The sequence below is a fragment of the Marinococcus sp. LNSP9103-4 genome (genome assembly GCF_056034345.1).
Genome location: NZ_JBQLIA010000007.1, coordinates 60,570 through 84,767, shown reverse-complemented (window position 1 = coordinate 84,767; position 24,198 = coordinate 60,570). Strand labels below are relative to the sequence as shown.

Here is a 24,198-nt window from a genome sequence, read left to right as displayed (position 1 = left end):
TAAGCATATGCTAATATAAATATATATAGAAGTCAAAGCACGATTCAATACTTTTAGAAAAAAGTGTGATTGCTAGGGTAAAAGAGCAGAAAAAATGTATAATGAGGCTAGAAGATGAAGGCAAAGGCGGTGAACCTTATGACAGAGGAACAGATGAATGTAACGGTGATATGCGGGAGTCTGCGGAAGGAATCCTATAACCGGAAGCTGCTGGATTTAATGAAAGCTGAGTTTCCGGAGCACTGGGAGGTCGAAGAAGCATTTTTGCATCACATCCCGCTTTACCATGCCGATGTGGAAGAAGCAGGAACCCCCGAATCTGTTGTAGAATTGAAACGAGCAATGATGCGTGCGGACGGGGTTATTATCGTAACCCCCGAATACAATAACGGGATGCCGGGCGTTGTAAAAAACGCCCTGGACTGGGCGTCCAGTCCGCCTGCGCACTCCGCTCTGACCCACCGTGCCTTTGCGCTTGCCGGAGCGACTCCTGGGGGCGGCGGCACGGCTTTATCCCAGTATCAGGTCCGGCAGACACTTACAGCTGCTGAGGCCTATGTAATGCCAGGGCCGAAAATGCTGGTGGCAGGAGTGAGAGGAAAAATGAACAAAGAGTTGGATACGCTTGAGGATGAAAAAATCACGCAGCACGCAAAAAAGTTCGTGCAGGCGTTTAATAGCTGGATGCACCGTTTTGACGGATGACGAAAAGAATCACAGGAGGAATGACAAATGAGAATCAGAGAACATGACCTGCCGGGGGTAGGAAAACGGATAGCGTTTGAAAACCGGGACGGTATAACCACGGTCATGATCGTACACCATAGCGGCAAGAGAGAAATTTATTTTGTGGAAGACGAGGACGATGATGAAGCGCTTTTTTCAACCATATTCACATCTGATGAAGCGAGAGAACTGGGCGCCCGCCTGCTTGGCGTTCATGAGGACCCCGTGGATGAAGAAAGCTTTGAGCGTTTTCGCCTGTTAAGAAAGAAAATGCTTGTTGACTGGATCAAGGTGAAAAAGGGCTCTAAGATGGATGTGCGTTCAGTGGAAGAAGCCCAGACATCAATACCGGAAGGAGTTTCTATTGTCGGCATTATGAGGGATAACGATATTCTTCCGAAGCCGGAGGATGATTTTATCATTCAGGCCGGGGATACCCTGCTCGTTGTCGGAAAAAAAGACATTATTGGGCGCTTTGAAGAAGTTTGTAAGGCGAAAGGATAATTCTTATGCCGGAAATGCCTAATTTGCTTGCTGCGGGATTGATGCTGCTCGTACTTTTTGTCGGGGGATGGATGTCCTTTAAAATGCGATTCCCTGATGTCATCATCTATCTATTAATTGGAATTGTCGTCAGCAGCTGGCTGGCAGATTCTCACCTGCTGTATTTTGCCGGTGAGATCGGTATTGTCCTGCTTTTTTTTATGCTGGGGATGGAATTTCCAGTCCGGCAGCTCATGCATGTCGCAACAAAAGTTTTCCGGGCCGGAGTTCTGGACATTGTGCTCAGCTTCGGAGTTACTGTAGGTATTACGCTGGCGTTTGGGCTTGGATGGCTTGAAGCACTAATCATAGGCGGAGTCACCTACGCGACAAGCTCTTCGATCACAGCCAAAATGCTTGAAAACTCTAAACGGATGGCAAACCCCGAGTCTGAATTTATACTCGGCCTCCTCATTTTTGAGGATTTATTTGCCCCGGTCCTCGTGGCGGTGCTTGTCAGCATGACCGTAGGCAGCGGAGTTACTATAGGCACGCTCGGATGGACCTTCGTTCAAATTATTATATTGGTGGCAGGAGCAGTCCTGCTCGGAATATTTGTTTTCCGAAAATTGCGTTCATTTGTGGACCGCTATATGGATGAGGATTTTTTTCTCCTTTTCGTGTTTGGTATTGCGCTTTCGTACGGCGGTATTGCTTTGTACCTGGATTTATCCGAGGTGCTGGGCGCTTTTCTGGCCGGCATTATTCTGGCTGAAGTGAAACGGAGCGACGTGCTCGAAGGCCTGGTCGTGCGCTTCCGGGATCTGCTTCTCCCAATGTTTTTTGTTTATTTCGGCACAACGATTGAGGTTGGGGAAGGAGTGCCGATGATTCCGATGCTTCTCGTGCTGCTTTTCTGGTCAGTGGCTGCGAAAATAATTGTCGGATTTGCAGGCGGGAAGCTGTACGGCCTGTCATCCAAGGTAGCTCTGCGTGCAGGCTTATCTTTAACCCAGCGCGGGGAATTCTCCATTATCATTGCAGCACTTGCTACAGGCACGCTGCGGACCTTCAGCAGTATTTTTATTCTTCTTTCGGCTCTCGCCGGAGTATATTTGTTCCAGAAAGCACCTGAGCTTGCCACAAGCATTTACGGAAAGAAAAGAAATAAAAAAACAGTATAGGACGAAGCTTTGAAGGCTGCTCATAGAAGAGCAGTCTTTTTTATAATTTTACGAAGGCTTCATTTTTACTCATATCTACGGTATGTTGAACACAAAAAACCCGCCAAAGACTGGCGGGAGGGATTTACATGGAGGGAATCGTTCGGTGGGGAAGCTTCCATTGAAAGCGGTAGGAGCATACACGGCCGGAAACGAGCAGAACGAACAGCAGGAACAGGCCAAAGCCGCCGGTAACCCAGCCCATACCGATAAATAAGCCGCCGACCAGTGCCCATAGGGCGTAGACCTCCGAGTGAAGCACCATCGGTTTTCGGTTGGCGAGCACGTCACGGATCAGTCCGCCGCCGCTGCCCGTGAGTACCGCTGCCACGATGACAGCGCTGAGGGGATGGCCCATTTCCACTGCAAAAAGGGCCCCCTGCATCGCAAAAGAAGCAAGGCCGATGGCATCAAAAAATGACCCCCAGCTGTGCCAGTGCTTCATTAAAATATTTGGAAACAGCACAAACAGCAGAATAGAGAAAAAGGAAACCTGGAAAAATAGACCCTGGCTCCAAAGCTCCGACACTGGAACCCCGATCAGAATGTTTCGAATCGCTCCTCCTCCAAACGCTGTGATAAATCCTAAAAACAACACTCCAAATATATCAAGGTCTTCCTCCATAGCGACAATTGCCCCGCTGATGGAAAAAGCGATGGTGCCTATCACCGTCAGCATATCCCAGGTCATACAGCTCCTCCTTTTTCCGGTTGATACGTCTTCATATAAAAATCGCTGCCGGAAAGGCAGCGACGGCGTATACACTTATAGTCCGAGAATGATTATAAGCTGTAACTGTAAAAATAGCAACCCAGTGTCTGTGCCAAAGAGAGCGGCGGAATATTTCTGTTAGTATGGTGCAAAGAGCAGTTAATGTTTCACTTGCCGGGAGAATCATATATAAAATGGGAACTAAAAATAATATTTATGCAAAAAGAAGGGATCCTATGGATATAGAAAGCTTACATACAAAGGCTTATGCGAAAAAACTGGATGACGATGATGTACTCCGGAAATACCGCCGGGAATTCTATATGGGTGAGACGATTTATTTGGATGGAAACTCGCTCGGACTGCTGTCGGAGAGGGCGGAAAAAAGCGTACAGGAAATTATGGATATGTGGAGGAATCTGGGTATTGAGGGATGGACAAACGGAAGCCATCCCTGGTATTACCTGTCGGAAAAACTGGCCCAGACTTCGGCTCCGCTGCTCGGGGCAAAAGAGACAGAGGTGATTGTTACCGGTTCGACGACCGTAAATATTCATCAGATGCTTGCTACCTTTTATCAGCCTACTGCTGAACGATACAAAATACTCGCAGATGATGCGGCTTTTCCTACCGATATTTACGCATTAAAAAGCCAGCTTCATTTGCGCGGTCTGGGTGAAGAAGCGCTGGTTCAGGCGCCGAGCCGGGACGGGATGCTTGATGAAGATGATATTATTGATAGGATGAATGACGATACCGCTCTATTGTTTCTTCCGGGCGTATTGTACCGGAGCGGCCAGGTGCTCGATATGGAGCGGTTAACTAAAGAAGCCCATGCCCGAGGCATTATGGTCGGCCTCGATCTTTGTCATTCGGTCGGGTCAGTACCGCACGAGCTTCACGCATGGGGCGTCGATTTTGCCGTTTGGTGCAATTATAAGCATTTGAACGGAGGACCGGGAGCTGTTGCAGGACTGTACGTCCATGAAAAGCATTTTGGGGGATCGCCGGGGCTTGCGGGCTGGTTCAGTTCAAAAAAAGCTGTCCAGTTTGATATGAAGCATACCCTCGAGCCGGAAGAATCGGCCGGAGCCTACGAAATCGGGACCCCGCATGTGCTGAGCATGGCTCCATTGATCGGGTCTCTGGAAATGTTCGGGGAAGCAGGAATCGAACGAATTCGGGAAAAGTCCCTGGGGTTAACCGGTTATATGATTGATCTGGTTGATTCCGGTATTGGCAGCGGCCTGAAGGTGATAAGCCCGCGGGACCCCGCTTTGAGAGGCGGACATGTGCTTTTTAAACATGAATACGCTGCCGGCATCTGCAAGGCATTGAAAGCTGAGGGCATCGTGCCTGATTTCCGGGCACCTTCCTACATCCGGATTGCGCCGGTAGCGTTGTACAATACGTATGAAGAAGTCCGGAGGACAGTAGAGACGCTGAAAAAAATCATAGATAATGAAGAATACCTGCAGTTTTCAAATGAACGTGGAACGATCGCCTGAAAAAGGTGAAAGGAAAGGAGGACGTTTGGAGATGGAAACAGCTATTATTATTCTTTTGGGTCTGTTAATTGCTTTTATCGTCTTAGTGCCGGCAGGCCTGGTGCTTTGGATGTACGTTAAGGACCGCCGGCAGAGGCAGCACGCTATTTTAAAAAATTTCCCGGTTCTCGGGAGAATGCGTTATTTAATTGAAAAAACAGGTCCGGAGTTTCGCCAGTATTTATTTAACAACGATCTTGAAGGAAAACCATTTTCAAGAGAGCAGTTCATTTCTACGGTAAAGGCTGGTAAATATAAAACACGCATGCTTGGTTACGGGTCGAAAGAGGACTTTAATACGAATGGCTATTATATTGTAAACGACATGTATCCTACGCTTGAAGAGGATGTACGCCGGGACCGGAGGGCGGAAGCAGTCCCGTCCAAAGTATATGAAATTGACAACGAACGGCTGTTTACGAGACAGGAGCACCGGGTGGAGGAATCGTTCGATCCGTTTCTGCTGGATGAGCAGGACATTCTGACGCTTGGAAAACATAGCGGGGTCAAGCATCCCTTCCGTGTTAAGGGGCTCATCGGCCAGTCAGGCATGAGCTACGGGTCGCTCGGAGACCGGGCGATCGAAGCATTGTCCATAGGAAACGCCCGGGCTTCCGGCTCCTGGATGAACACCGGGGAAGGCGGGCTGTCAGACTATCATCTTAAGGGCGGAGCGGACATCATGTGGCAGATCGGCCCGGGATTGTTCGGTGCAAGAGACCGTGCCGGCAGCTTTAATCGGCAGCTGTTTCAGGAACAGGCAGCTTATGAGCAGGTGAAGGCTGTAGAGATAAAGCTGGCTCAGGGAGCAAAGCAGCGGGGCGGACACGTTGACGGGGCTAAGGTTACCGAAAAAATTGCCGCTGTGCGGAACGTGGAGCCATGGAAAACGATAGACAGCCCGAATCGGTTTAAAGATATTGAAACAACCGAAAAGCTTATGTCTTTTCTTGAAGAACTGCGACAGCTGAGCGAAAAACCCGTCGGTATTAAAATTACGCTTGGCTCAAGACAGCACGCTTCCAAGCTGGCAGAAGAGCTGAAGACTTCAGAGGTTCTCCCCGACTTCATTACACTGGACGGCAGCGAGGGCGGCACGGGAGCTTCCTACAAAGAAATGGCGGACAGTGTAGCCCTCCCGCTTTTTTCAGCGCTGCCGATGCTTGAAGAAGCACTGCTTGAAGCAGGAATTAGAGACAAAATCACCATCATTGCCTCCGGGAAGCTTTTAACGCCGAATAAGGCGGTCACTGCACTGGCCCTGGGCGCAGATTTGATCCATGTGGCGAGAGGATTCATGGTGAGCGTCGGCTGTATCATGGCCCAGGTTTGCCACACCAACGAGTGCCCGGTCGGGGTGGCCACGACTGATCCGAAGCGGCAGGAGGCTCTTGATATTGAAGAAAAATCCTACCGCGTCACTAATTTTATAATTTCGATGCGGGAAGGGATGCATAATTTAGCAGTGGCGGCAGGCCTCCATTCGCCGACGGAATTTAACCGGAATAATCTTATTTATAAAGATATGGATGGCCGGACGTATTCCGTCGAAGACATTGTAGAAAGAAAAATGGAAAGAACTGAAAGCAAAGCTTGAGAAGATTTTAATCCGCCACGGAGAGCGAAAACATTTCCCGGGAAATATACGGATTCTGCAGGGGGCTCAAAGATAAAAAACCGCCAAAGTGTATGCTCACTTTGGCGGTTCGTTCTATTATACAGAAAAATATGCCTGGATTTTTTCGGGCTCGAGAATGTTTCCGACATAAAAGGCTCCAAAATCGCCGTAGCGGGCAGAGACTTCATCAAAACGCATTTCGTACACGAGTTTTTTAAACTGGAGGGCGTTATGGGCAAATAAAGTGACTCCCCATTCCCAGTCATCAAGGCCGGTGGATCCGGTAATAATCTGTTTTACTTTTCCGGCGTACTGCCGGCCGGTCATGCCATGTGCTTTCATTAATTCGCGGCGTTTATCGATCGGAAGCGAATACCAGTTGTCTTCGCCCTCCCGCTTTTTGTCCATCGGATAGAAGCAGAAATGCTCCCATTTCGGCAGGATAGGGTAAATACGGCCACGGATCCATGGGTTATCGAGAGGATCGCTGTCGTCTTCCGGAGGCATATAGTTTCCAAGCTCTACGATGGAAACGTATGAGTAGGCAGGGGTCGTGTAAGCTGCCAGCCCGGATTTATTGAAAGCAAGCTCAATATCGTGAATCTCTTTCATGGTCTCACGGAGCACCATGATAACAAAATCAGCTTTTTGACCGACAATCGTGTATAAAGCATGGCTGCCTTGTTCAGCCTCTTCCACCTGCTGAAATCCTTCAATCATACGATGGAATTCGTTAACCATCTGGTCGCGCTCTTCGCTTGGCACCTGCTTCCATGCATGCCAGTTAAAGTGGCGGAAGTCATGCAGGCAATACCAGCCGTCCAGTGTTTGAGAAGCTTCGCTCATCATGATTCCTCCTTCATCTAAGCCTTCCGTTGCCCACTATACCACAGTACGAAAGCGTCCAAAACGAATATGATTGAGCAATTTGTGACACGTGCATAATTGCAGTTGAAAACGGCCATCCCTTCTGTATCAGGAATTAAGAGGGGGGACAAAAGTGTGAAAATTTACAAATCATTGAATTTATTCGTCCCGGTTTATTTTTTCTGACAGAAGGAGTATGCTAATGTATGAAAACTGTGCAGGTATTTTCATAATGAATAAACGAATGCTTCTCCGCAGGAGCTTCGCTAATTGTCTGAAGAACTACTACAATGAAATCAACACCATATACACTTGTTTACAATATTTTGAGGAGGAATTTTGTTGAGCGATCTTTTCGCATCCATCTATGATCAGGTGAAAAAAGAACATCCTTCCATCGTACTGCCGGAAGGGGACGATGACCGCGTCGTCCAGGCAGCTTCACGTCTCGGGGAAGAAAATGTGCTTACCCCAATTCTTATTGGAGACGAGCAGGAGATAGAGGCCAGGGCACAGAATTTAGGCGTCTCCCTTGAGAACGTTACTGTCTTCAACCCGGAAACGTATGAAAAAATGGACGAGCTTGTAGCTGCATTTGTCTCCCGACGAAAGGGGAAAGAGACAGAGCGGACAGCAAAAGAAAAGCTGAAGGACGTCAATTATTTCGGTACAATGCTTGTATATATGGATTTTGCAGACGGGCTTGTCAGCGGGGCAGCTCACTCTACCGGTGACACCGTGCGTCCGGCGCTTCAAATTATTAAAACAAAACCGGGTATTCAAAAAACGTCCGGCGTATTTATTATGGTGAAAGAGGATCACAAATTCGTGTTCGCGGATTGTGCCATTAATATATCTCCAAGTGCTGAAGAGCTGGCGGAAATTGCGATTTCCACCGCGGAAACGGCAAAATCATTCGATATCGATCCAAAAGTAGCGATGCTCAGCTTCTCTACCAAAGGCTCGGCCGCTTCCATGGAAACGCAGAAGGTGTCCGAAGCGACAAAAACCGCCCAGCAGACCCGGCCGGATCTTGTCATTGACGGGGAATTCCAGTTTGATGCTGCGTTTGTGCCGGCGGTGGCTCAAAAGAAAGCACCGGATTCCCCGCTTCGCGGCGAGGCAAATATATTTATTTTCCCAAGTCTCGAGTCCGGCAACCTTGGCTATAAGATCGCCCAGCGTCTCGGCGGCTATGATGCTATCGGCCCGATTCTTCAGGGCCTGAACAAGCCGGTGAATGACCTATCGAGAGGGTGCAGCATAGACGATGTGTATAAGCTTTCCCTTATTACGGCCAAGCAGGCCATCACTGAACGCGAAGCAGTAGCCAATAAAAAATCATAAATGAAAAAGGCCTTTCGGATAAAAACTCCGAAAGGCCTTTTTTTGCTACTGCCGCGTATCGTGCGTCTGCGTCTCCGGTACGGCTATGGTATCAAAGTTGTCTGCGAGCTTTTGCAGCCCGTCCTGCAGCGCGCTGCCGCGGATAGGCATGCCGTGGCCGGTGATTGCAGCGGCTGGCTCGAGTTTGTTTAGTTTTTCAACGGAGCTTTTAGCGGCGACCCAGTCCATTGTTAAATATTTCGGAGGGCCGTGGATTTCGAGCTTTTGCGTTGTAACACGGGAGAGGGACTCCTGTTTTACGGTAACAAAAGCATCACCGGCGATAAGGGTACGGTCGTCTTCACGAAACAGCGAGATGTGCCCCGGTGTGTGTCCCGGTGTGTGCATCCATTTCCACTCGCTCAACTCAGGGACAGAGCCGTCGGACGGAAGCGGCTGTACGAAATCTCCCAGATTGACGGGCTCGGTTGGAAACCGCGGCGACATCTTAGCCACAAGTCCGCGGTCTACAGAGCTGTCCGCCTGTGGATAGGCTTTCTTTCCGGTCAGATAAGGCATCTCCTCCGGATGGGCGTAAACGGGAACGTTCCATTTTTTCACGAGCTCCACTACTGTACCCACATGATCAAAATGACCGTGTGTGAGTATGATGGCGTTTGGTTTATTGTTTGTACCGTATAAATCCTCGACCGCCTGAATAACTTTATTCGAGGATTTAGGCATGCCGGTATCAACCAGCACCCAGTTGTTGTTGTTGTTATCATGCTGCTCGATAGTACAGAGATTAACGATTTTATTTGTATAAGCGTGTACGCCCCGGGCTACCGTATGCTCTTTGCCGCTTTTCACCGAGGTCATCGGCAGATACTTATCCGCCATTGGATTATACAGCTCTTCGTTCGTTTCTTCGCTCATTATTTTCCTCCTTCAGAAATAAGCATGTATGATACGTATTTCCGTGTCCCGGATAATTAAAACCGGAAAAAGACGGACGCTCCTGTAAGCGCCCGTCTAAAAAAGTTATTATGATTTGGAGGATAACCCTCCGCGAAGATCTTTTTCGATATCCTCGAGACTGCGTCCTTTGGTTTCCGGAATAAACCGCAGTACAAATAAGAAGGCAAGAACGCCCATGAAGGCGAAGATAACGAAAACCCAATTGATCCCTATAGCGCCTAATAGAATAGGGAAGGTTAAGGAAACAATTAAGTTTGCCAGAGACAGTACGAGCGTTGTAATACCAGTAGCTGCACCACGTGCTTTCATTGGGAAAAGCTCCGGCAGCATAACCCAGACTACCGGTCCCCAGGTGGCGGAGAAAAACATAATAAATACGCCAAGGAAGACCACGATCAGCCAGGCAATAGCTGTGGTGAGTTCGACGCTGAACAAAATAATTGAAAGCGACGCGAGACTGGCCACCATCCCAACGTTACCGATTAAAAGAAGCTTTTTCCGGCCAAGCTTATCGATCGTTGCTATTGCGACCAGGGTCATCAGCACGTTTACCGTACCGATACCGACTGTGCCAAGAATTGAAGCGGCATTGCCGAGTCCTGCTTCCGTGAAGATCGTCGGCGCATAATAAATAACGGAGTTAATACCAATCAACTGCTGAAAGGCAGCGAGCAGACAGCCGACGATTAACATTGGGCGCAGCCATTTTGCCTTCAGGAGATCGCCGGTGCCTTCTTCAATGTGTTCAATTTCCTTCATCTGTTTCATTTCATCTTCGATTTCTGACTGGTCGCGTGTTAAGCCCATTATGTGCCGGGCTTCCTGTTCACGGTTGCGTTTGATCAGCCAACGCGGGCTCTCCGGCATAAAGATTACGCCGATCATAAGCAGAATCGCCGGCACGGCTGCGAGCCCGACCATCCAACGCCATCCTTCAATTGGAGTGAAGGCGTAGTTGATGATGTAGGCAAGTAAAATACCGAGAGTAACCATCAGCTGATTTAAAGACGAGAGAGCGCCGCGCTGACTGGTTGGAGCCATTTCCGAGAGGTACACCGGCACGAGCGCAGTTGATCCCCCGACTGCAAAGCCGAGAATAATACGGCCAGTAATAAGTACACCTGCGTTTGGAGAAAATGCAAGAACCAGAGAACCGATTAAGTAGACGAGAGCAATTACAAATACGACCCGTCTTCGTCCGAACTTATCCGATACATAGCCGCTCAGGCCGGCACCGACAATGGCCCCTGCGAGCAGCGAGCTGACGACGACACCCTGCAGGAAGTCCGAAAGAGGAATATCCTGATTAATGAAAATGAGAGCGCCGGATATAACACCGGTTTCATAACCGTACAATAAGCCGCCAAGGGCGCCAAAAAAGTATATCCAGCCCTTGCTTAAGCCGTTAGACATTCTATACCCACCTTTAAATTTTTGTCCTGACAGGATTCTTCCACGTTTGAGATGATCCCAAACATTTCCATTCAATAAATTCATAAGAAAACAGCCGCAAACTATACGTGTTTTTGGCTGTTTAAGGTTTTCCTATGAGCGTGGCTGGGTCGCTTTTTTGTTTCTTGCAAGCACCCGGTCGTAGAAATGTGCAAAACGGGACTGCTCGTCCTCTGTAAGCTGATCATCATATACAGAAGCACCCAGGCGCTCTGCTGTCTGCTGGATCCGCCGGTTGATATCCTGAATGGAAAAAGCGGTGCCGTACAGTTCTTCGAGAGAAGTCATCACAGAGGGAACAACGGCCGGCCAGGTGATCTTTGTGTTTGTCTGGTCGTCAGCGGCACGCTTGTAGAATTCCCGCAAAACTTCTGCGCGGGCAGCGCCGCTCCGGGTGACGGCTAAATAAATCTGCACCGCTACCCCGCCTCTGATCCGCCGCTGTGAAATGCCTGCGAATTTTTTTCCGTCGATGCTTAAATCGTAAGATCCCGGACAGTACGATCCGACAATTTCATAGGCGTCAATGTAACCTGGACTGTCTTCAAATACTTCCTGCATAAATGCCCACATCCATTCATATCCGGCATGAATAGAAGTTCCGCGTTCTTCTTTGAAAATGAGGGACAGATTATAAATTCCCTCATCGAGTACGACAGCAAGACCGCCCGAATTGCGTACAATAACTTTATAACCCTGCTCCCGGAGATATCCAAGTCCCTCGGCCGCAGCAGGCAGACGTGTGTCCTGAATACCAAGGACAACGGTGGGGGCATGGACCCAGGCACGCATAACAGAAGGGGAAGAACCCTCTCCCAGACTCACACAAAAATTATCATCAAAGGCAAAAGATTGCAATGGATCCATATTAATTCCAGTTACCGAATGATCGATCCACCGCCATTTTTTATCCGTGAAAATATCTTTCATTTCCATTTTATGTACCCCGATTCTATTCATTTTCAATTTGACGGGTCTTATTATAACACTGCTATTTCCACGTGAGATATTACACACTACTAAATAATAGAAGAAACCAGGATTTTTCCTTTCCAAACAAAGTAATGAACAGTATAATTACGGTATCTGCCTGAGAGAGTTTTTAGTGGAGGGGCCCGAAAACAACATAGAGAGAATATTCATAATATTTATATTTAAAAAGGGGGACCTTAACATGAACAAGAAATTGACGATTTGGATTTTAATCGCGCTGGTTGCGGGTGTGATCGCAGGGATCATTTTAAGCTTTGGACCGGACAGTGTCTACAATCCATTGGATACATACCTGTTATATCCTGTCGGCGAAATTTTCCTTAATTTAATCACAATGCTCGTAGTACCAATTGTGTTCGTTTCGATTACACTCGGGGCGGCAGCTTTAAATCCGAGAGATCTCGGACGGATCGGCGGCAAGACGATTGCGTTTTACCTCGCCACGACCGCGATTGCCCTGACCATCGGTGTCATTGTCGCTTACGTGCTTCAGCCGGGAGCCGGCGGGGATTTTGATATTCAAAATGCCAGCTACGACGCAGAGGAAGCGCCTTCGATTACAGACACCCTGCTCGGAATTATCCCGGATAACCCGGTACAGGCAATGGCAGAAGCCAATATGCTGCAAATTATTGCTTTTGGTATTTTCATCGGTATTTCTCTCGCTATGCTTGGAAGCAAAGTATCGATGGTAACGAAATTCTTTGAACAGCTGAATGATATTCTCATGTTTTTGGTTACGATTGTAATGTACACAGCTCCGTTCGGTGCGTTTGCATTGATCGCTTCTGCTATTGGAGAAGCGGGGCTGGATGGCCTTCAGTCCATTCTCATGTACGCTCTCGCAGTTATTCTTGCTCTTGTGCTGCAGGCGGGTATTGTATATACCCTTGCGATCTCTCTACTCGGCAAGGGCAACCCGCTCACCTTCTTTAAAGAATTCTTCCCGGCGATGGCCGTGGCCTTTAGTTTATCGAGCTCCAGCGGCACGCTGCCGATTTCGATGAGAATGGCCCAGGAACGACTGAAGGTAAGTAAGCCGGTATCGAGCTTCGTACAGCCGCTCGGTTCAACGATTAATATGGATGGTACGGGCATCATGCAGTCCGTGGCAGCGGTATTTATTGCGCAGGCGTACAGCATTGAGCTTTCGTTTACTCAGGTGATTGTTATTATCCTGACGGCGACTCTGGCAAGTATCGGGACTGCCGGTGTTCCGGGCGTCGGCCTGATCATGCTTTCGCTCGTGCTGACCCAGGTCGGACTGCCGGTAGAGGGCATAGCCCTGATTATTGGTATCGACCGTCTGCTGGATATGCTCCGGACTTCCCTGAACGTGACAGGCGACGCAGCATGTGCATTCGTCATCGACCGTTCGGAAAAACGAAAACGGGGCGAAGAGATAGAGCATATTGGAAAGTAATGATCTTAAATAGATACCGGCGGCATATGCTGCCGGTATTTTTTATGGCTGCTTTTTTTGCTAAGCGAGGAAGGAACTTGCTATAATAACAGTATTGAAATATACGATCAGCGGGCCCGCTGAAACAGAGACGGAAAGGAACGCAATGACCATGCCGGTTGGGAACAAGAAGCTTCCAGAAGAAAAAGTATTTAAGGATCCGGTCCACCGCTATATTCATATCAGCGATGAACTCATATGGGATCTGGTGGGGACAAAAGAATTTCAGCGGCTGCGCCGTGTCCGCCAGCTTGGAACGACGTTTCTGACGTTTCACGGAGCAGAGCATACCCGCTTTAACCATTCTCTGGGCGTGTATGAAATCATGCGCAGGATTATCGAGGTATTTGAAGGCCGGCCGCACTGGAACGGGGACGAAGGGCTGCTTTGCCTGAGTGCGGCGCTTCTCCATGATATCGGCCACGGCCCGTTTTCCCACTCGTTTGAAAAGGTTTTTAATACAGACCATGAAGAATGGACGCGACATATCATTTTAGGTGATACAGAAGTGAATACCGTTCTCCGGCGTATGGGCGGGGATTTTCCTCAACAGGTCGCAGACGTGATAGAAAAAACCCATCCGAATAAACTGATTGTCAGCATGATCAGCAGCCAGATTGATGCGGACCGGATGGATTATCTGCAAAGGGATGCCTTTTACACCGGGGTAAGCTACGGTCATTTTGATATGGAGCGTATACTCCGGGTTATGAGGCCGACAGAGGACCAGGTGGTTATTAAGGCAACCGGTATGCATGCGGTCGAGGACTACATCATGAGCCGGTACCAGATGTACTGGCAGGTGTATTTTCATCCGGTGACGCGGAGCGCGGAAGTGATACTGACAAAGATTTTACAGCGCGTTAAAGACCTTAAAAATGAGGAGTACCCGTTTAAATACCCTCCGGACCATTTTGAAAGCTTTTTTCGCGGTGCCATTACGCTCGAGGATTACCTGGACCTCGATGAGTCGGTCGTCATGTATTATTTTTTAATGTGGCAGAAGGAAGAGGATGCGATACTTCAGGATCTGTGCCGGCGCTTCATGAACAGACGGCTGTTTAAATATGTGGAATTCGACCAGCATTTTATGATGAATGAGTGGCTTCGCCTGCAGCAGCTGTTTGCAGATCTCGGTATAGATCCTGCATATTACCTGGTCGTCGATTCTTCGTCAGATCTGCCGTATGATTTTTACCGGCCCGGTGAAGAAGAGGACCGGGTGCCTATTCATCTTTTGATGCCCGATCGCCGTCTTCGTGAATTATCGAGAGAATCGGATGTAGTAGAGGCGATATCGGGTAAAAAGCGGACCGACCATAAATTATACTACCCATCGGAGATTCTCGAAGAGCCGGGGCAGGAAGACACGAAGCAGCAGATTAAGGACATACTTCATTTAAAATTAGGGAAAGTAGAACGGTGATCCCGCCGTCTTCCGGTGAGGCCGGAAGATACATAAAGACAGCAGCAGAAAGGGAGGGGGAGCGGCATTATGTTACCGGACCACGCCAAGATCATGGCCCTGCTTGAGGATACAAAAGAAGTTATTGGACGAAAAAAACTGCAGAAAATCGTATATATCGGAAAAAAGCTGAACCTTCCATTTCAGGAAAAATACACGTTCCGCATGTACGGCCCTTATTCAGAGGAGTTGACGCTCCGGCTCGAGGAACTGTGCGGCCTTGGCCTTATCACAGAATGCAAGGAAACAAAATCCGGCTACTATCAGTACCGGTATGAGCTTTCGGAAGACGGTACGTCGTTTCTGGAAAAGTTCCCGCTCGATTGGCCGTCTGAGCGGGCAAAGCCTGTCCTTCAGAGCCTGAACAGTCAGAGTGCCCGGTTTTTAGAGCTCGTTTCCACGATGCTTTATTTTGATCACCTGCCCAAAGAAGCGGTGGAAGACCGGGTAGCCGAGCTGAAAAAAAGCCAGAATTACCGCCCGGAGGAATTCGAGGAAGGCTGGGAATATATCGAATCGTTGCAGAATCAGTAAGAAAACAGGTACGATAAGGATAAGGAACGATTAAAGGAGGAGCTTTTCCGAATGAGTGAATTCAGTAAAGATAATAATAAAGGCGCTGAAAAGAAACGCGGCAGCCAGTTCAATATTTTAAGCGGGGACGCTACTAAGGGAGACGGAGGCTTTAATGCCGGTGCCCTCAGTCTGGACAATGTGACCCCCGTCTTTATCGACCCGGCGGAAGACGCAGCATTTATTGACATGGGCGCGCTGCACGCCAGATCCGAACCGGAAAAGAGGGTGAAATTCGGCCCGGATAAAAGCAACGTGCCGGATGGCAAGCTGTACTGGCTCGTATGGGTGTCGACGGAGCAGGGAGAAAACGGTCCTTTTTACGCCGGTCTTGGTGCCTGTGAAATGCTTGTGGACAAAAAAGCCCGCCGTGCATACAAAAGTATGCCGGAGCATGTAAACAACCTGGATAAAGCAATTAAGGGGCGCATAGCCATTGCACACATGGATGAGCATTCCCGCTACATTCTGCAGGAATATTTAAAAGCATTTAACCGAAACATGTGGGACAATTCGACCGAAGAGCTGTATGAGGCCTTCCGCGGAGCGGCGGAGCAATAAAGAACGGGCGTGCGGGGATATTTCCCGCACGTTTTGTCTGTGAAAAGAGGAGGAACCGCTATGGAAACGTGGTTTACAGAAAAACAAACGGAACATTTCGGCATCACCGCACGTATTACGAAAACACTGCATTCCGAGCAGACCGATTTCCAGCAGCTCGACGTGGTGGAAACGGCAGAGTTCGGGAATATGCTGCTGCTTGATGGTATGGTGATGACTACAGAAAAGGACGAGTTCGTCTATCATGAAATGATGGCCCACGTGCCGCTTGCAGCACATCCAGAACCGAAGCATGTGCTTGTTGTCGGCGGCGGGGACGGCGGTGTTATCCGGGAAGTACTGAAGCACCCCTCGGTGGAGGCAGCTACGCTTGTGGAAATTGACGGCCAGGTAGTAAAGTATTCAAAAAAATATCTGCCTTCCATTGCCGGGGCGCTTGATGATCCGCGGGTCGATGTGCAGGTAGCCGACGGATTTATGCATATCGCAGAAAGTGAAGCAGCGTATGATGTGATTATGGTGGACTCCACGGAGCCGGTAGGCCCGGCGGTGAAGCTGTTTGAAAAAGGCTTTTACGAAGGTATTCACCGGGCGCTAAAGAGGGATGGCATCTTTGTCGCCCAGACGGATAATCCATGGTTTCACGCAGACCTGCTTAAGACAGTATACAACGACGTAAAAGAAATATTTACCCATACCGAAGTATATACGGCAAACATTCCGACGTATCCGAGCGGCCTATGGACATTTACTATCGGTTCGAAGGAGTACAGGCCGAAAGAGTCGCACCGAAGCCGGGCAGCAGCACTGGATACGCATTACTATACGGCGGACATACACGAGGCTGCATTTGCGCTTCCGGCTTTTGTGCAGCGGGGCCTTGAACGGGAGGGGAAATGACTATGGATGCCTTTGATCCGGCTTATACAGGAAAGGTATTTATCGGGAGCTCTGCTTCCTATGAGGACAGCAGCGTGGTATTGTACGGCATGCCGATGGACTGGACGGTCAGCTTCCGTCCGGGCTCCCGTTTTGGCCCGAACCGGATTCGGGAGACCTCTATCGGTCTCGAGGAATACAGTCCCTATCTGGACAAGCATCTGGAGGACTATTCGTATCACGATGCCGGGGATATGGTGCTTCCGTTCGGAAATCCGGCCAAAAGCGTAGAGATTATCCAGGAGACGGCGGCGCATCTGTTTGCGGATGGCAAATTCCCTCTGGGGATAGGGGGAGAGCATCTTGTGACCTGGCCGATTATGCAGGCGGCCTGCGCGCATGATCCTTCTGTCGCCTTTATTCATATCGATGCGCACACGGACCTGCGCGAAGATTATGAGGGAGAGCCATTATCCCACGCTACCCCGGTACGGAAAATCTGCGAAAAAATAGGACCGGAAAATGTGTATTCCTACGGAGGGCGCTCCGGGGAAAAGGAAGAGTTCAACTATGCCCGCACGTCCGGCATGCACTTCTCCCCGTTTGAAGTAGCAGAGCCGCTGCGGCGGAATCTAAAAGAACTGCAGGGACGCTCGGTGTATGTATCGATTGATATCGATGTTTTAGATCCGGCGTACGCGCCGGGTACAGGTACGGCGGAAGCCGGCGGCATAACGTCAAAGGAGCTGCTGGAAGCCATTCACGCAATTGCCGCTTCGGAGGTTAATGTAATCGGGGCCGATATCGTGGAAATTTCACCGCCATACGACAGCGGGGATCAGACTGCGATTGCGGCCGGAAAATGTATTCGGGAGATGCTTCTCGGCTGGACAAAATAGAAGCTGAGACCATCAAAAAGGCCGGAAAGCCTCTTAAGGTTTTCCGGCCTTTTATTTACGTCAGACGAACGGGAAGCTCTGTGAGGCCGCGCATGAGTATGCCGGGACGCCATTCCAGGTCATCAGACGCTATGTCCAGCTGCAGCTCCGGGAAACGTTCAAGCAGCGTATTCACGGCGACTTCCGCTTCAACTCTGGCAAGCGGGGCCCCGAGACAGAAATGAATGCCTTTGCCAAAAGCAAGATGTTTGCTGTGGCCGCGGGTGATGTCGAAAACATCGGGGTCTTCAAATGCTTCCGGATCACGATTGGCCGCATCAAGCGCGACAAGTACATGGTCTCCCCTGTTGATCGTTTTTCCCTGAAGCTCGAGTGTTTCAGAGGCCCAGCGGTCGGTGCTGAATTCAACCGGTCCCTCGAAACGAAGCATTTCTTCAATGGCCGGGCGGATGAGGTCCGGCTGCTGCTGTAACGTGCGCATCTGCTCCGGGTGAGTCATCAAAGCGAACAGGCCGTTTGCAATGAGGTTTACCGTCGTTTCATGGCCGGCGATAATCAGCAGGGAAACGACTCCGTATAGCTCCTGCTCGGATAAACGATCGCCTGCTTCTTCTGCCTGGATGAGCTTACTCACCATGTCATCCTCCGGCTGCTCCCGCCTGGTGTCTATCCAATCCCTGAGGTAGGCGGTGAATTCCTCCGTGTGCTGCTGAATTTTTTCAGCTTTCCCCGGGTCGTTGGAGGCTTCAACGAGGGTGTTGGACCAGGTACGGAATTTATCCCTGTCCTCGCTTGGCACCCCGAGCATTTCGCAGATAACAATGATAGGAAGCGGAAAAGCGAAGTCATCGATAATATCAATTCGGGAGCGGTCCTGCATGTCATCGATCAGCTCATTTGCAATTTCTGTAATTCTGTCCCGCAGCTCTTCGATCATTTTCGGTGTAAAGGCCTGCTGAACGAGGCCGCGCAGCCGTTTATGGTCCGGGGGATCCGCAAAAAGCATATTTTGGGAAAAAATATTTTTCTGTGCTTCGGCGCGTTCTTCTTCATTTAAAAACACAGTGAAATCCTTAATGAAGCGATTGTCCTTCAGCACCGCGACAGCGTCCTCGTACCGGGTGACGATCCAGGCATAATGGCCATCGGGCATTAAGGCCTGGTGCACCGGATCATGCTGCTGGAGAGAGTGAAAGGCGGGATACGGGTTCTGATTAAAGGCATGAGTGAATAAGCCGGCTTCTTTACTGGGGAAATCGTTATTCATTTTGATCGGCTCCTTTATAGTAGGCTTGGGAAGGAAGTATCCGTGCATTTAAAGAAACGGGGCACAGGTTAATGATATTCCCGTTTTTTCGAAAGCGTCATCATTGTTGTTTGAAGAAGAAACAATTAGAATGTAGAAAAATCCATCCTTTGCGGAGGTATAGCAAAATATGATTTATCATGAATGGAATCGTAAATGGAATGAACTTGAATGCCACCGTCTATACCGCAACGATGATTTAGAAAAGGATAAACACGGATACATTGCCTGGGAACGGGAGCTGCCGTTTTTTAAAAGCTACCGCAGCCGTGCGTTTTATGTTGCTGATACGTCCCGTTATATTGAGCATTGGGCTGCCGCCGAAGAACAAAAAGCGAGAGCAATCACGCGTCGTTTTCCGGAAAAATTCCGGGAGCAGAAGGAGGAAGCCGACCGTCTCATCCAGGCGGACTACCGGCTGCTGCTTTACCGCCGTTTGTATGAAGGAAGAGTGCCGTACGTATTAATGTCCACCCGGCAGATGGAAGCATGGCTGCAGAAGGAAGAGGCATTTCAGCTGCAGCTGACAACGCTGAGTGCCGAAGAGGGTCCGCTTCAAAGCCTTTCTTTTTTGAAAAAGCAGATGGGAAGCAAAAATTACCATAAATGGTTCGCACAGCGCCGGAGGGAATGGGAAAAAATAAAGAAGCAGGACGCCATGGACCTGCTTTCCCTCTCTCCGTACCGGTCGCGCCAGCGGGAAGAAAAGAAAATATAGCCCCCTGGGCAGCGGTCGGTTTAAATATACGGAGCGACTGCTTCGCGGTGGGTGTGGACGTCCACACTGCTGCCGGAAACGATAAGAACCGTGGGGCCGTTAACGGCCACGAGTCCGTCTAAAAGAGCACCGGCGCCGACAGCGGCTGCTCCCTCGACAACCATTTTATGCTTATCGTATAAAAACGCCATGCCCCGGGCGATCGTGTCTTCATGCAGCCGGAGGCGCTGGTCGGCATAGCGCTGAACCATGGAAAAAGTGTATTGATTTTCAAGGCCAATACCTCCGAGCAGACTGTCAGCAAGCGTTGGGGCCTCCGGCACGATCGTCGGCTTGCCGATATTCAGGCTCTCATCCATAGCAGCTCCTTCGCGGAGGGACAGACCGCTAAGCTCAAGATCAGGAATTTGTTCCTTCAGGGCAAGACCGAGGCCGGACAGCAGGCCGCCGCCGGACAGGCCGGTGAGCACGTGCTTCACGGAGGGCAGATGCTCGATGATTTCGAGTCCCATCGTTGCCTGCCCGGCGATGACAGAAGGATGGTCAAAGGGAGGGATAAGAGTCAGCCCCTCCTCTTCGACGAGCCGGGCGCTGACTTCTCCGGCTTCATCCTGGCCGCTGCCTTCCACATGCAGCTCAGCACCGCTTGCTTTGAGGGCCTCGACTTTATTTGCCGGTACGTTTTCTGAGACACATACGACGGAGCGGATGCTGAGGCTGGCTGCTGCTGTCGCTACAGCGAAGCCGTGATTGCCGGTGGAAAAGGTGACTACGCCCTGGGCCCGCTGCTCCGGAGTCAGAGAACGAATCATGTTAGTCGCCCCCCGGAGCTTGAAGGAGCCGGTGACGTGCATTTGTTCGAGCTTTAAGTACACAGGCTGGCCGGCAATATTTGTCAGAGGCTGGGAAAAAAGGAGCGGCGTTTCCGGAAGCACCGGACGTAGTCGCTGTCTTGCTTCCCAGGCATGCTGAAGTGTTAACATAGAATCATCTCCTGCTGCAGCAAAATTTATAATTATACTTATTTAAACATAAGCGGAGAAGCGAAAACAATACGGTCTGGCGGACGTTTGCCAGGTTGCGGATAGGGAACACCCAAATAGAAGTGTACGAAGAAAGGATGAATGAGTGTGAGAGTTGGCTTTATTGGAACAGGGATTATGGGTTCAAACATGGTAAAAAATTTAATGGATGCCGGGGAAAAGGTTACGATTTATAACCGGACTAAGCAAAAAGCACAGCACCTGCTCGACGCAGGAGCTGGGTGGCGGGAAACGCCGAGAGAGCTGGTTTCCAAGGTGGATGTCGTATTCACGATGCTGTCGAACCCTGAAGCAGTTGAGGAAATCGCGAACAGCGTGGACGGCCTGTTTGCCGGTGAAACAAGCCGGAAAATCTGGGTGGATATGAGCACCGTTAATCCCGGCTTTACCAGGCAGATGGCCAAAACCGCAAAAATGAAGGAAATGCGCCTGGTGGATGCACCGGTATCCGGATCTAAAGGGCCCGCTGAAAAGGGAGAGCTGGTGTTTCTGGCCGGCGGCCGTGAGGAGGACGTACAGAAGGTACAGCCGCTTCTCGAAATTATGGGTAAAAATGTTCATTACATGGGAGGCACTGGAAGCGGATCTGCAATGAAAATGTCCGTCAACTTAACGCTGATGCATGCCATGACGAGCTTGTCAGAAGGCCTGCACGCAGCAGAAGGACTGGGACTTGATAAGGAGCAGGCGCTTGATGTGCTGCTTCAGGTGCCGACGACGGCTCCTGCTGTGGCTGGAAAGCGTGACATGCTTCTGAGCGGCAGCTACGAAACCCAATTTCCATTGAAGCATGCCTACAAGGATTTACATTTGCTTGAGGAATCAGCGTACCAGGCAGGAATTTCCCTGCCGGTCACCGGCTCAGTCCGGGAAGCGTATGCGCTGGCAAAGCAGTACGGTATGGGTGATGAAGACTTTGCGGCGGTGTATAAGCTGCTGGCAAAAGGGAGCGAATAAAAAAATCCCCGGCAGGCCTGAAAAAACGGCCTGCCGGGGATTTTTGCTATTTAGCGGGAGCGCTGCTCTGCTGTTCTTCGTTTGCCTGGCGGGTCATTTCCTTTTCTTCTTTCGGTGAGCTTAAGAAAAGGGAAAGAATCAGAGCGACAAAGGCAAGAGCCGTGCTTCCCATAAAGGCCCACTCAAAACCGACTACCTGCGCCATCTGTGGCGCGGCTTCTGCGGAGGTTGAGGCATCAGGCTGATACTGCTGGGCACCTAAGGCGACAAATGTCACCAGAAGGGCTGTACCGATGGAGGCCGAAATCTGTTGCAGCGTATTCGCCATCGCCGAGCCATGGGCGTACCATTTCATCGGCAGCTGGTTTAACGCTGATGTCATGACCGGCATCAGTGCGCAGGCGAGTCCGAACATGCGGATGGCATATATAATGGTTAAATACGTAAACGATGTTTCAAGCGAAAGGTTCGTAAACATAAAGGTCGTGATGGTAACAATGGAAAGCCCGGTAATGGCAAGCCATTTCGCACCGAAGGCATCAAACAGACGGCCTGTAATCGGCGACATAATCCCAATCACAATGGCGCCCGGCAAAAGCATCAATCCGGACTCCAGCGGTGTAAAGCCTAACACATTCTGCATGAACAGCGGCAGAAGCGTTTCTGCGCCTATTAATGAAATCAGAACAGCCATAGTGATACCGATGGCGAGACTGAATATCTTAAACTGAAACACGCGGAATTCGAGCATTGGCGACTTTAATGTAAACTGGCGCCAGACGAATAATCCGATAATAAGGGCACCGACAATCACGGCGGTGAGAACGACCGGGCTGCCCCAGCCGCTTTCAGAAGCTGTTCCGAATCCGTACAAAAAGGAGCCGAACCCAAAGGAAGAAAGAATGATGGACAATACGTCGATCTTCGGACTGCCCAGTTCGGTTACGTTTTTCAAAAAGATAGCTCCGGTAATGATCGTCAGCGCGACGATTGGAAGCACGGTAATAAATAGGGCTCTCCACGGAAAGTGCTCGAGTAGAAAACCGGAGAGCGTTGGGCCTATAGCGGGACCAAACGAAATAACGATCCCGATCATGCCCATCGCTGTGCCACGGCGTTCCACTGGAATAATGGCCAGAAGCACCGTCATTAGCAGCGGAAGCATAATGCCGGAGCCGGATGCCTGGATGACACGGGCAAAAAGAAGTACCGGAAATGACGGAGCAATGGCAGCAACAGCGGTACCGGCGCCGAATAAGCCTATAGCGGTCAAAAATAGCCCTCTGGTCGTAAAGCGTTCGATTAAAAATGCGGAAATTGGTATCATAATGCCGTTTGTCATTAAGAAGGCCGTTGTCAGCCACTGAACGGTCCCCTGGGTGACCCCGAGGGCCTCCTGAATGGAAGGCAGGGCAGTGGCGAGAAGTGTTTCGTTAATAATCCCCATAAAGGCACCAAGCAGCAGGGCAGTAATCATCGCTGCCTTCTGCCCGGTGGGGATGTCCCAAGATGAAGAACTCATAGTACGTGTTTCTCTCCTTTCCATGCGCTCCATTTTGCACTAAGCTTCTGCGTGTGCGTATGGAGATCCGCGTGGTGCTGCAGCTGATGCAGTAAAGCGTCGATCAAAAATTCCCTCGGTATTTCCGCCTTGAACTCTTCGTGAAGCATTTCAGTTGTCTGGAGCGTTTTTTCAGGAAATTCGCCCTGCGTATGCCGGGCTTTTACAAATAAAAGCAGTGCTTCGGATTCGCAGCGGAGGCTTTCCATGCCATGCACGGGCTCGTCTCCTCCGGGCCACTCTCTCGGCAGTTGGGGATGGAGGTCACTGTCATCTTTAACGATAGAATGAAGCCTCTCTACGATGAATGCAGACAGCTGGTTCAACGGGAGGGCAGAAACATGCCAGGTCATAAGGGTTAAATAGGAATGCATGATTCCTTCGAGAATGACAGCCAGATCACTGACATAAGGACGCACGCGGGGGCCGAAGGCTTCCAATAGCGATTGTTCATGCCAATCCTGAAAAAAGCGGCGCATACGGTTTAAGTAGTTGGAAATTTTGTTTTCCGTATGAGGAGGAAACTCCGTGAAAAGCATCTGAAACAGCGGACGGTACTCCGTGAATTTCTCCAGCTCGATGCGCACTTTGCCCTCGAGTCGCTTGAGAGCGGGCTCATGCTGCGTTCCCCGATAGTTTTCGGCCTCATAAAGCATATTTTCATGAACTTTGCGGAGCAGCTCTAAAAGCATCGTTTCTTTGGAATCAAAATGCTTATAAAAGCCGCCTTTGGATATGCCGCAGGCCGCTGTAATGTGCTGGATGGAGGTGGAGTGGAAGCCCTGCTTCACAAACAGCTGCAGTGCTGCTTCCAAAAGCTCATCCTTACGCTCTGCCATGCAGTTTTCG

23 protein-coding genes are annotated in these 24,198 nt (G+C 49.9%); 14 read left to right on the top strand and 9 right to left on the bottom strand.

From position 1 onward, the window contains the following. Positions 1–114 precede the first annotated feature (114 nt). From ACTRXG_RS07095 to ACTRXG_RS07085, 3 genes are read left to right on the top strand one after another with little or no spacing between them, the layout of a single operon-like run. Positions 115–705 (top strand): NADPH-dependent FMN reductase, encoded by a 591-nt coding sequence (locus ACTRXG_RS07095; protein ID WP_474277797.1) that lies wholly within the window; start codon positions 115–117, stop codon positions 703–705. A 27-nt stretch (positions 706–732) separates the two neighbouring features. Next, positions 733–1,230 carry a cation:proton antiporter regulatory subunit gene (locus ACTRXG_RS07090; protein ID WP_474261309.1) on the top strand — a complete coding sequence of 166 codons (498 nt, stop codon included), beginning with the start codon at positions 733–735 and terminating at the stop codon, positions 1,228–1,230. 5 nt (positions 1,231–1,235) lie between these two features. Next, entirely contained in the window at positions 1,236–2,393 is a 1,158-nt protein-coding gene (locus ACTRXG_RS07085) for a cation:proton antiporter (protein WP_474284448.1), read from the top strand. A 124-nt stretch (positions 2,394–2,517) separates the two neighbouring features. Here the strand turns inward: ACTRXG_RS07085 and ACTRXG_RS07080 are convergent, their stop codons facing one another. Further along, positions 2,518–3,123, bottom strand: coding sequence for a trimeric intracellular cation channel family protein (locus ACTRXG_RS07080; RefSeq protein ID WP_079474554.1), 606 nt, complete (start codon positions 3,121–3,123; stop codon positions 2,518–2,520). Positions 3,124–3,380: 257 nt separating this feature from the next. On the opposite strand from ACTRXG_RS07080, the gene kynU reads away from it, so the two are divergent. Continuing rightward, positions 3,381–4,652 carry a kynureninase gene (gene kynU / locus ACTRXG_RS07075; RefSeq protein ID WP_474284447.1) on the top strand — a complete coding sequence of 424 codons (1,272 nt, stop codon included), beginning with the start codon at positions 3,381–3,383 and terminating at the stop codon, positions 4,650–4,652. 31 nt (positions 4,653–4,683) lie between these two features. Beyond that, positions 4,684–6,288, top strand: a complete 1,605-nt coding sequence (locus ACTRXG_RS07070) for a glutamate synthase-related protein (RefSeq protein WP_474277801.1) — start codon at positions 4,684–4,686, stop codon at positions 6,286–6,288. A gap of 117 nt (positions 6,289–6,405) precedes the next feature. Here the strand turns inward: ACTRXG_RS07070 and hemQ are convergent, their stop codons facing one another. Then, on the bottom strand, positions 6,406–7,155 hold the full coding sequence (hemQ, locus tag ACTRXG_RS07065) for a hydrogen peroxide-dependent heme synthase (RefSeq protein ID WP_474284485.1): 750 nt from the start codon (positions 7,153–7,155) through the stop codon (positions 6,406–6,408). A 363-nt stretch (positions 7,156–7,518) separates the two neighbouring features. On the opposite strand from hemQ, the gene pta reads away from it, so the two are divergent. Further along, on the top strand, positions 7,519–8,523 hold the full coding sequence (gene pta / locus ACTRXG_RS07060) for a phosphate acetyltransferase (protein WP_474277805.1): 1,005 nt from the start codon (positions 7,519–7,521) through the stop codon (positions 8,521–8,523). A gap of 45 nt (positions 8,524–8,568) precedes the next feature. On the opposite strand, the gene ACTRXG_RS07055 is transcribed toward pta, so the two are convergent. The 3 genes from ACTRXG_RS07055 to ACTRXG_RS07045 form a co-directional block, all read right to left on the bottom strand. Then, positions 8,569–9,438, bottom strand: a complete 870-nt coding sequence (locus tag ACTRXG_RS07055; RefSeq protein WP_474284446.1) for an MBL fold metallo-hydrolase — start codon at positions 9,436–9,438, stop codon at positions 8,569–8,571. Between the two features lie 108 nt (positions 9,439–9,546). Then, entirely contained in the window at positions 9,547–10,893 is a 1,347-nt protein-coding gene (locus ACTRXG_RS07050) for a sugar porter family MFS transporter (protein WP_474284444.1), read from the bottom strand. A 132-nt stretch (positions 10,894–11,025) separates the two neighbouring features. Next, entirely contained in the window at positions 11,026–11,868 is an 843-nt protein-coding gene (locus ACTRXG_RS07045; protein ID WP_474284443.1) for a lipoate--protein ligase family protein, read from the bottom strand. Positions 11,869–12,106: 238 nt separating this feature from the next. Here ACTRXG_RS07045 and ACTRXG_RS07040 point away from each other — a divergent pair, with 238 nt between their 5' ends. The 6 genes from ACTRXG_RS07040 (at position 12,107) to speB (ending at position 17,764) form a co-directional block, all read left to right on the top strand. Then, positions 12,107–13,348, top strand: a complete 1,242-nt coding sequence (locus ACTRXG_RS07040; RefSeq protein WP_474284442.1) for a dicarboxylate/amino acid:cation symporter — start codon at positions 12,107–12,109, stop codon at positions 13,346–13,348. A gap of 151 nt (positions 13,349–13,499) precedes the next feature. Further along, a complete protein-coding gene (locus ACTRXG_RS07035) occupies positions 13,500–14,813 on the top strand; it encodes an HD domain-containing protein (RefSeq protein ID WP_474277815.1) in 1,314 nt (437 codons plus the stop codon). 69 nt (positions 14,814–14,882) lie between these two features. Continuing rightward, entirely contained in the window at positions 14,883–15,386 is a 504-nt protein-coding gene (locus tag ACTRXG_RS07030) for a YwgA family protein (RefSeq protein ID WP_474284441.1), read from the top strand. A gap of 51 nt (positions 15,387–15,437) precedes the next feature. Beyond that, positions 15,438–15,986 (top strand): YwhD family protein, encoded by a 549-nt coding sequence (locus tag ACTRXG_RS07025; RefSeq protein WP_322525445.1) that lies wholly within the window; start codon positions 15,438–15,440, stop codon positions 15,984–15,986. A gap of 60 nt (positions 15,987–16,046) precedes the next feature. Next, entirely contained in the window at positions 16,047–16,886 is an 840-nt protein-coding gene (gene speE / locus ACTRXG_RS07020) for a polyamine aminopropyltransferase (protein WP_474284440.1), read from the top strand. Positions 16,887–16,888: 2 nt separating this feature from the next. Continuing rightward, entirely contained in the window at positions 16,889–17,764 is an 876-nt protein-coding gene (gene speB, locus ACTRXG_RS07015; RefSeq protein WP_474284484.1) for an agmatinase, read from the top strand. A 55-nt stretch (positions 17,765–17,819) separates the two neighbouring features. Here speB and ACTRXG_RS07010 read toward each other — a convergent pair whose 3' ends face one another. Continuing rightward, a complete protein-coding gene (locus ACTRXG_RS07010; protein ID WP_474284439.1) occupies positions 17,820–19,031 on the bottom strand; it encodes a cytochrome P450 family protein in 1,212 nt (403 codons plus the stop codon). A 169-nt stretch (positions 19,032–19,200) separates the two neighbouring features. Here ACTRXG_RS07010 and ACTRXG_RS07005 point away from each other — a divergent pair, with 169 nt between their 5' ends. After that, positions 19,201–19,788, top strand: coding sequence for a hypothetical protein (locus ACTRXG_RS07005; protein WP_474284438.1), 588 nt, complete (start codon positions 19,201–19,203; stop codon positions 19,786–19,788). A 20-nt stretch (positions 19,789–19,808) separates the two neighbouring features. Here the strand turns inward: ACTRXG_RS07005 and eutB are convergent, their stop codons facing one another. Beyond that, positions 19,809–20,771 (bottom strand): hydroxyectoine utilization dehydratase EutB, encoded by a 963-nt coding sequence (eutB, locus tag ACTRXG_RS07000; protein WP_474284437.1) that lies wholly within the window; start codon positions 20,769–20,771, stop codon positions 19,809–19,811. A gap of 147 nt (positions 20,772–20,918) precedes the next feature. Between eutB and ACTRXG_RS06995 the strand changes: the two genes are divergently transcribed. Further along, on the top strand, positions 20,919–21,788 hold the full coding sequence (locus ACTRXG_RS06995; protein ID WP_474261328.1) for an NAD(P)-dependent oxidoreductase: 870 nt from the start codon (positions 20,919–20,921) through the stop codon (positions 21,786–21,788). A gap of 46 nt (positions 21,789–21,834) precedes the next feature. Here the strand turns inward: ACTRXG_RS06995 and ACTRXG_RS06990 are convergent, their stop codons facing one another. Next, entirely contained in the window at positions 21,835–23,310 is a 1,476-nt protein-coding gene (locus ACTRXG_RS06990; protein ID WP_474284436.1) for an MDR family MFS transporter, read from the bottom strand. Beyond that, positions 23,307–24,188: a TetR/AcrR family transcriptional regulator gene (locus ACTRXG_RS06985; RefSeq protein WP_474284435.1), complete on the bottom strand. Its 882-nt coding sequence runs from the start codon at positions 24,186–24,188 to the stop codon at positions 23,307–23,309. Before ACTRXG_RS06985 ends, ACTRXG_RS06990 begins: the two co-directional genes overlap by 4 nt. Positions 24,189–24,198 lie beyond the last annotated feature (10 nt).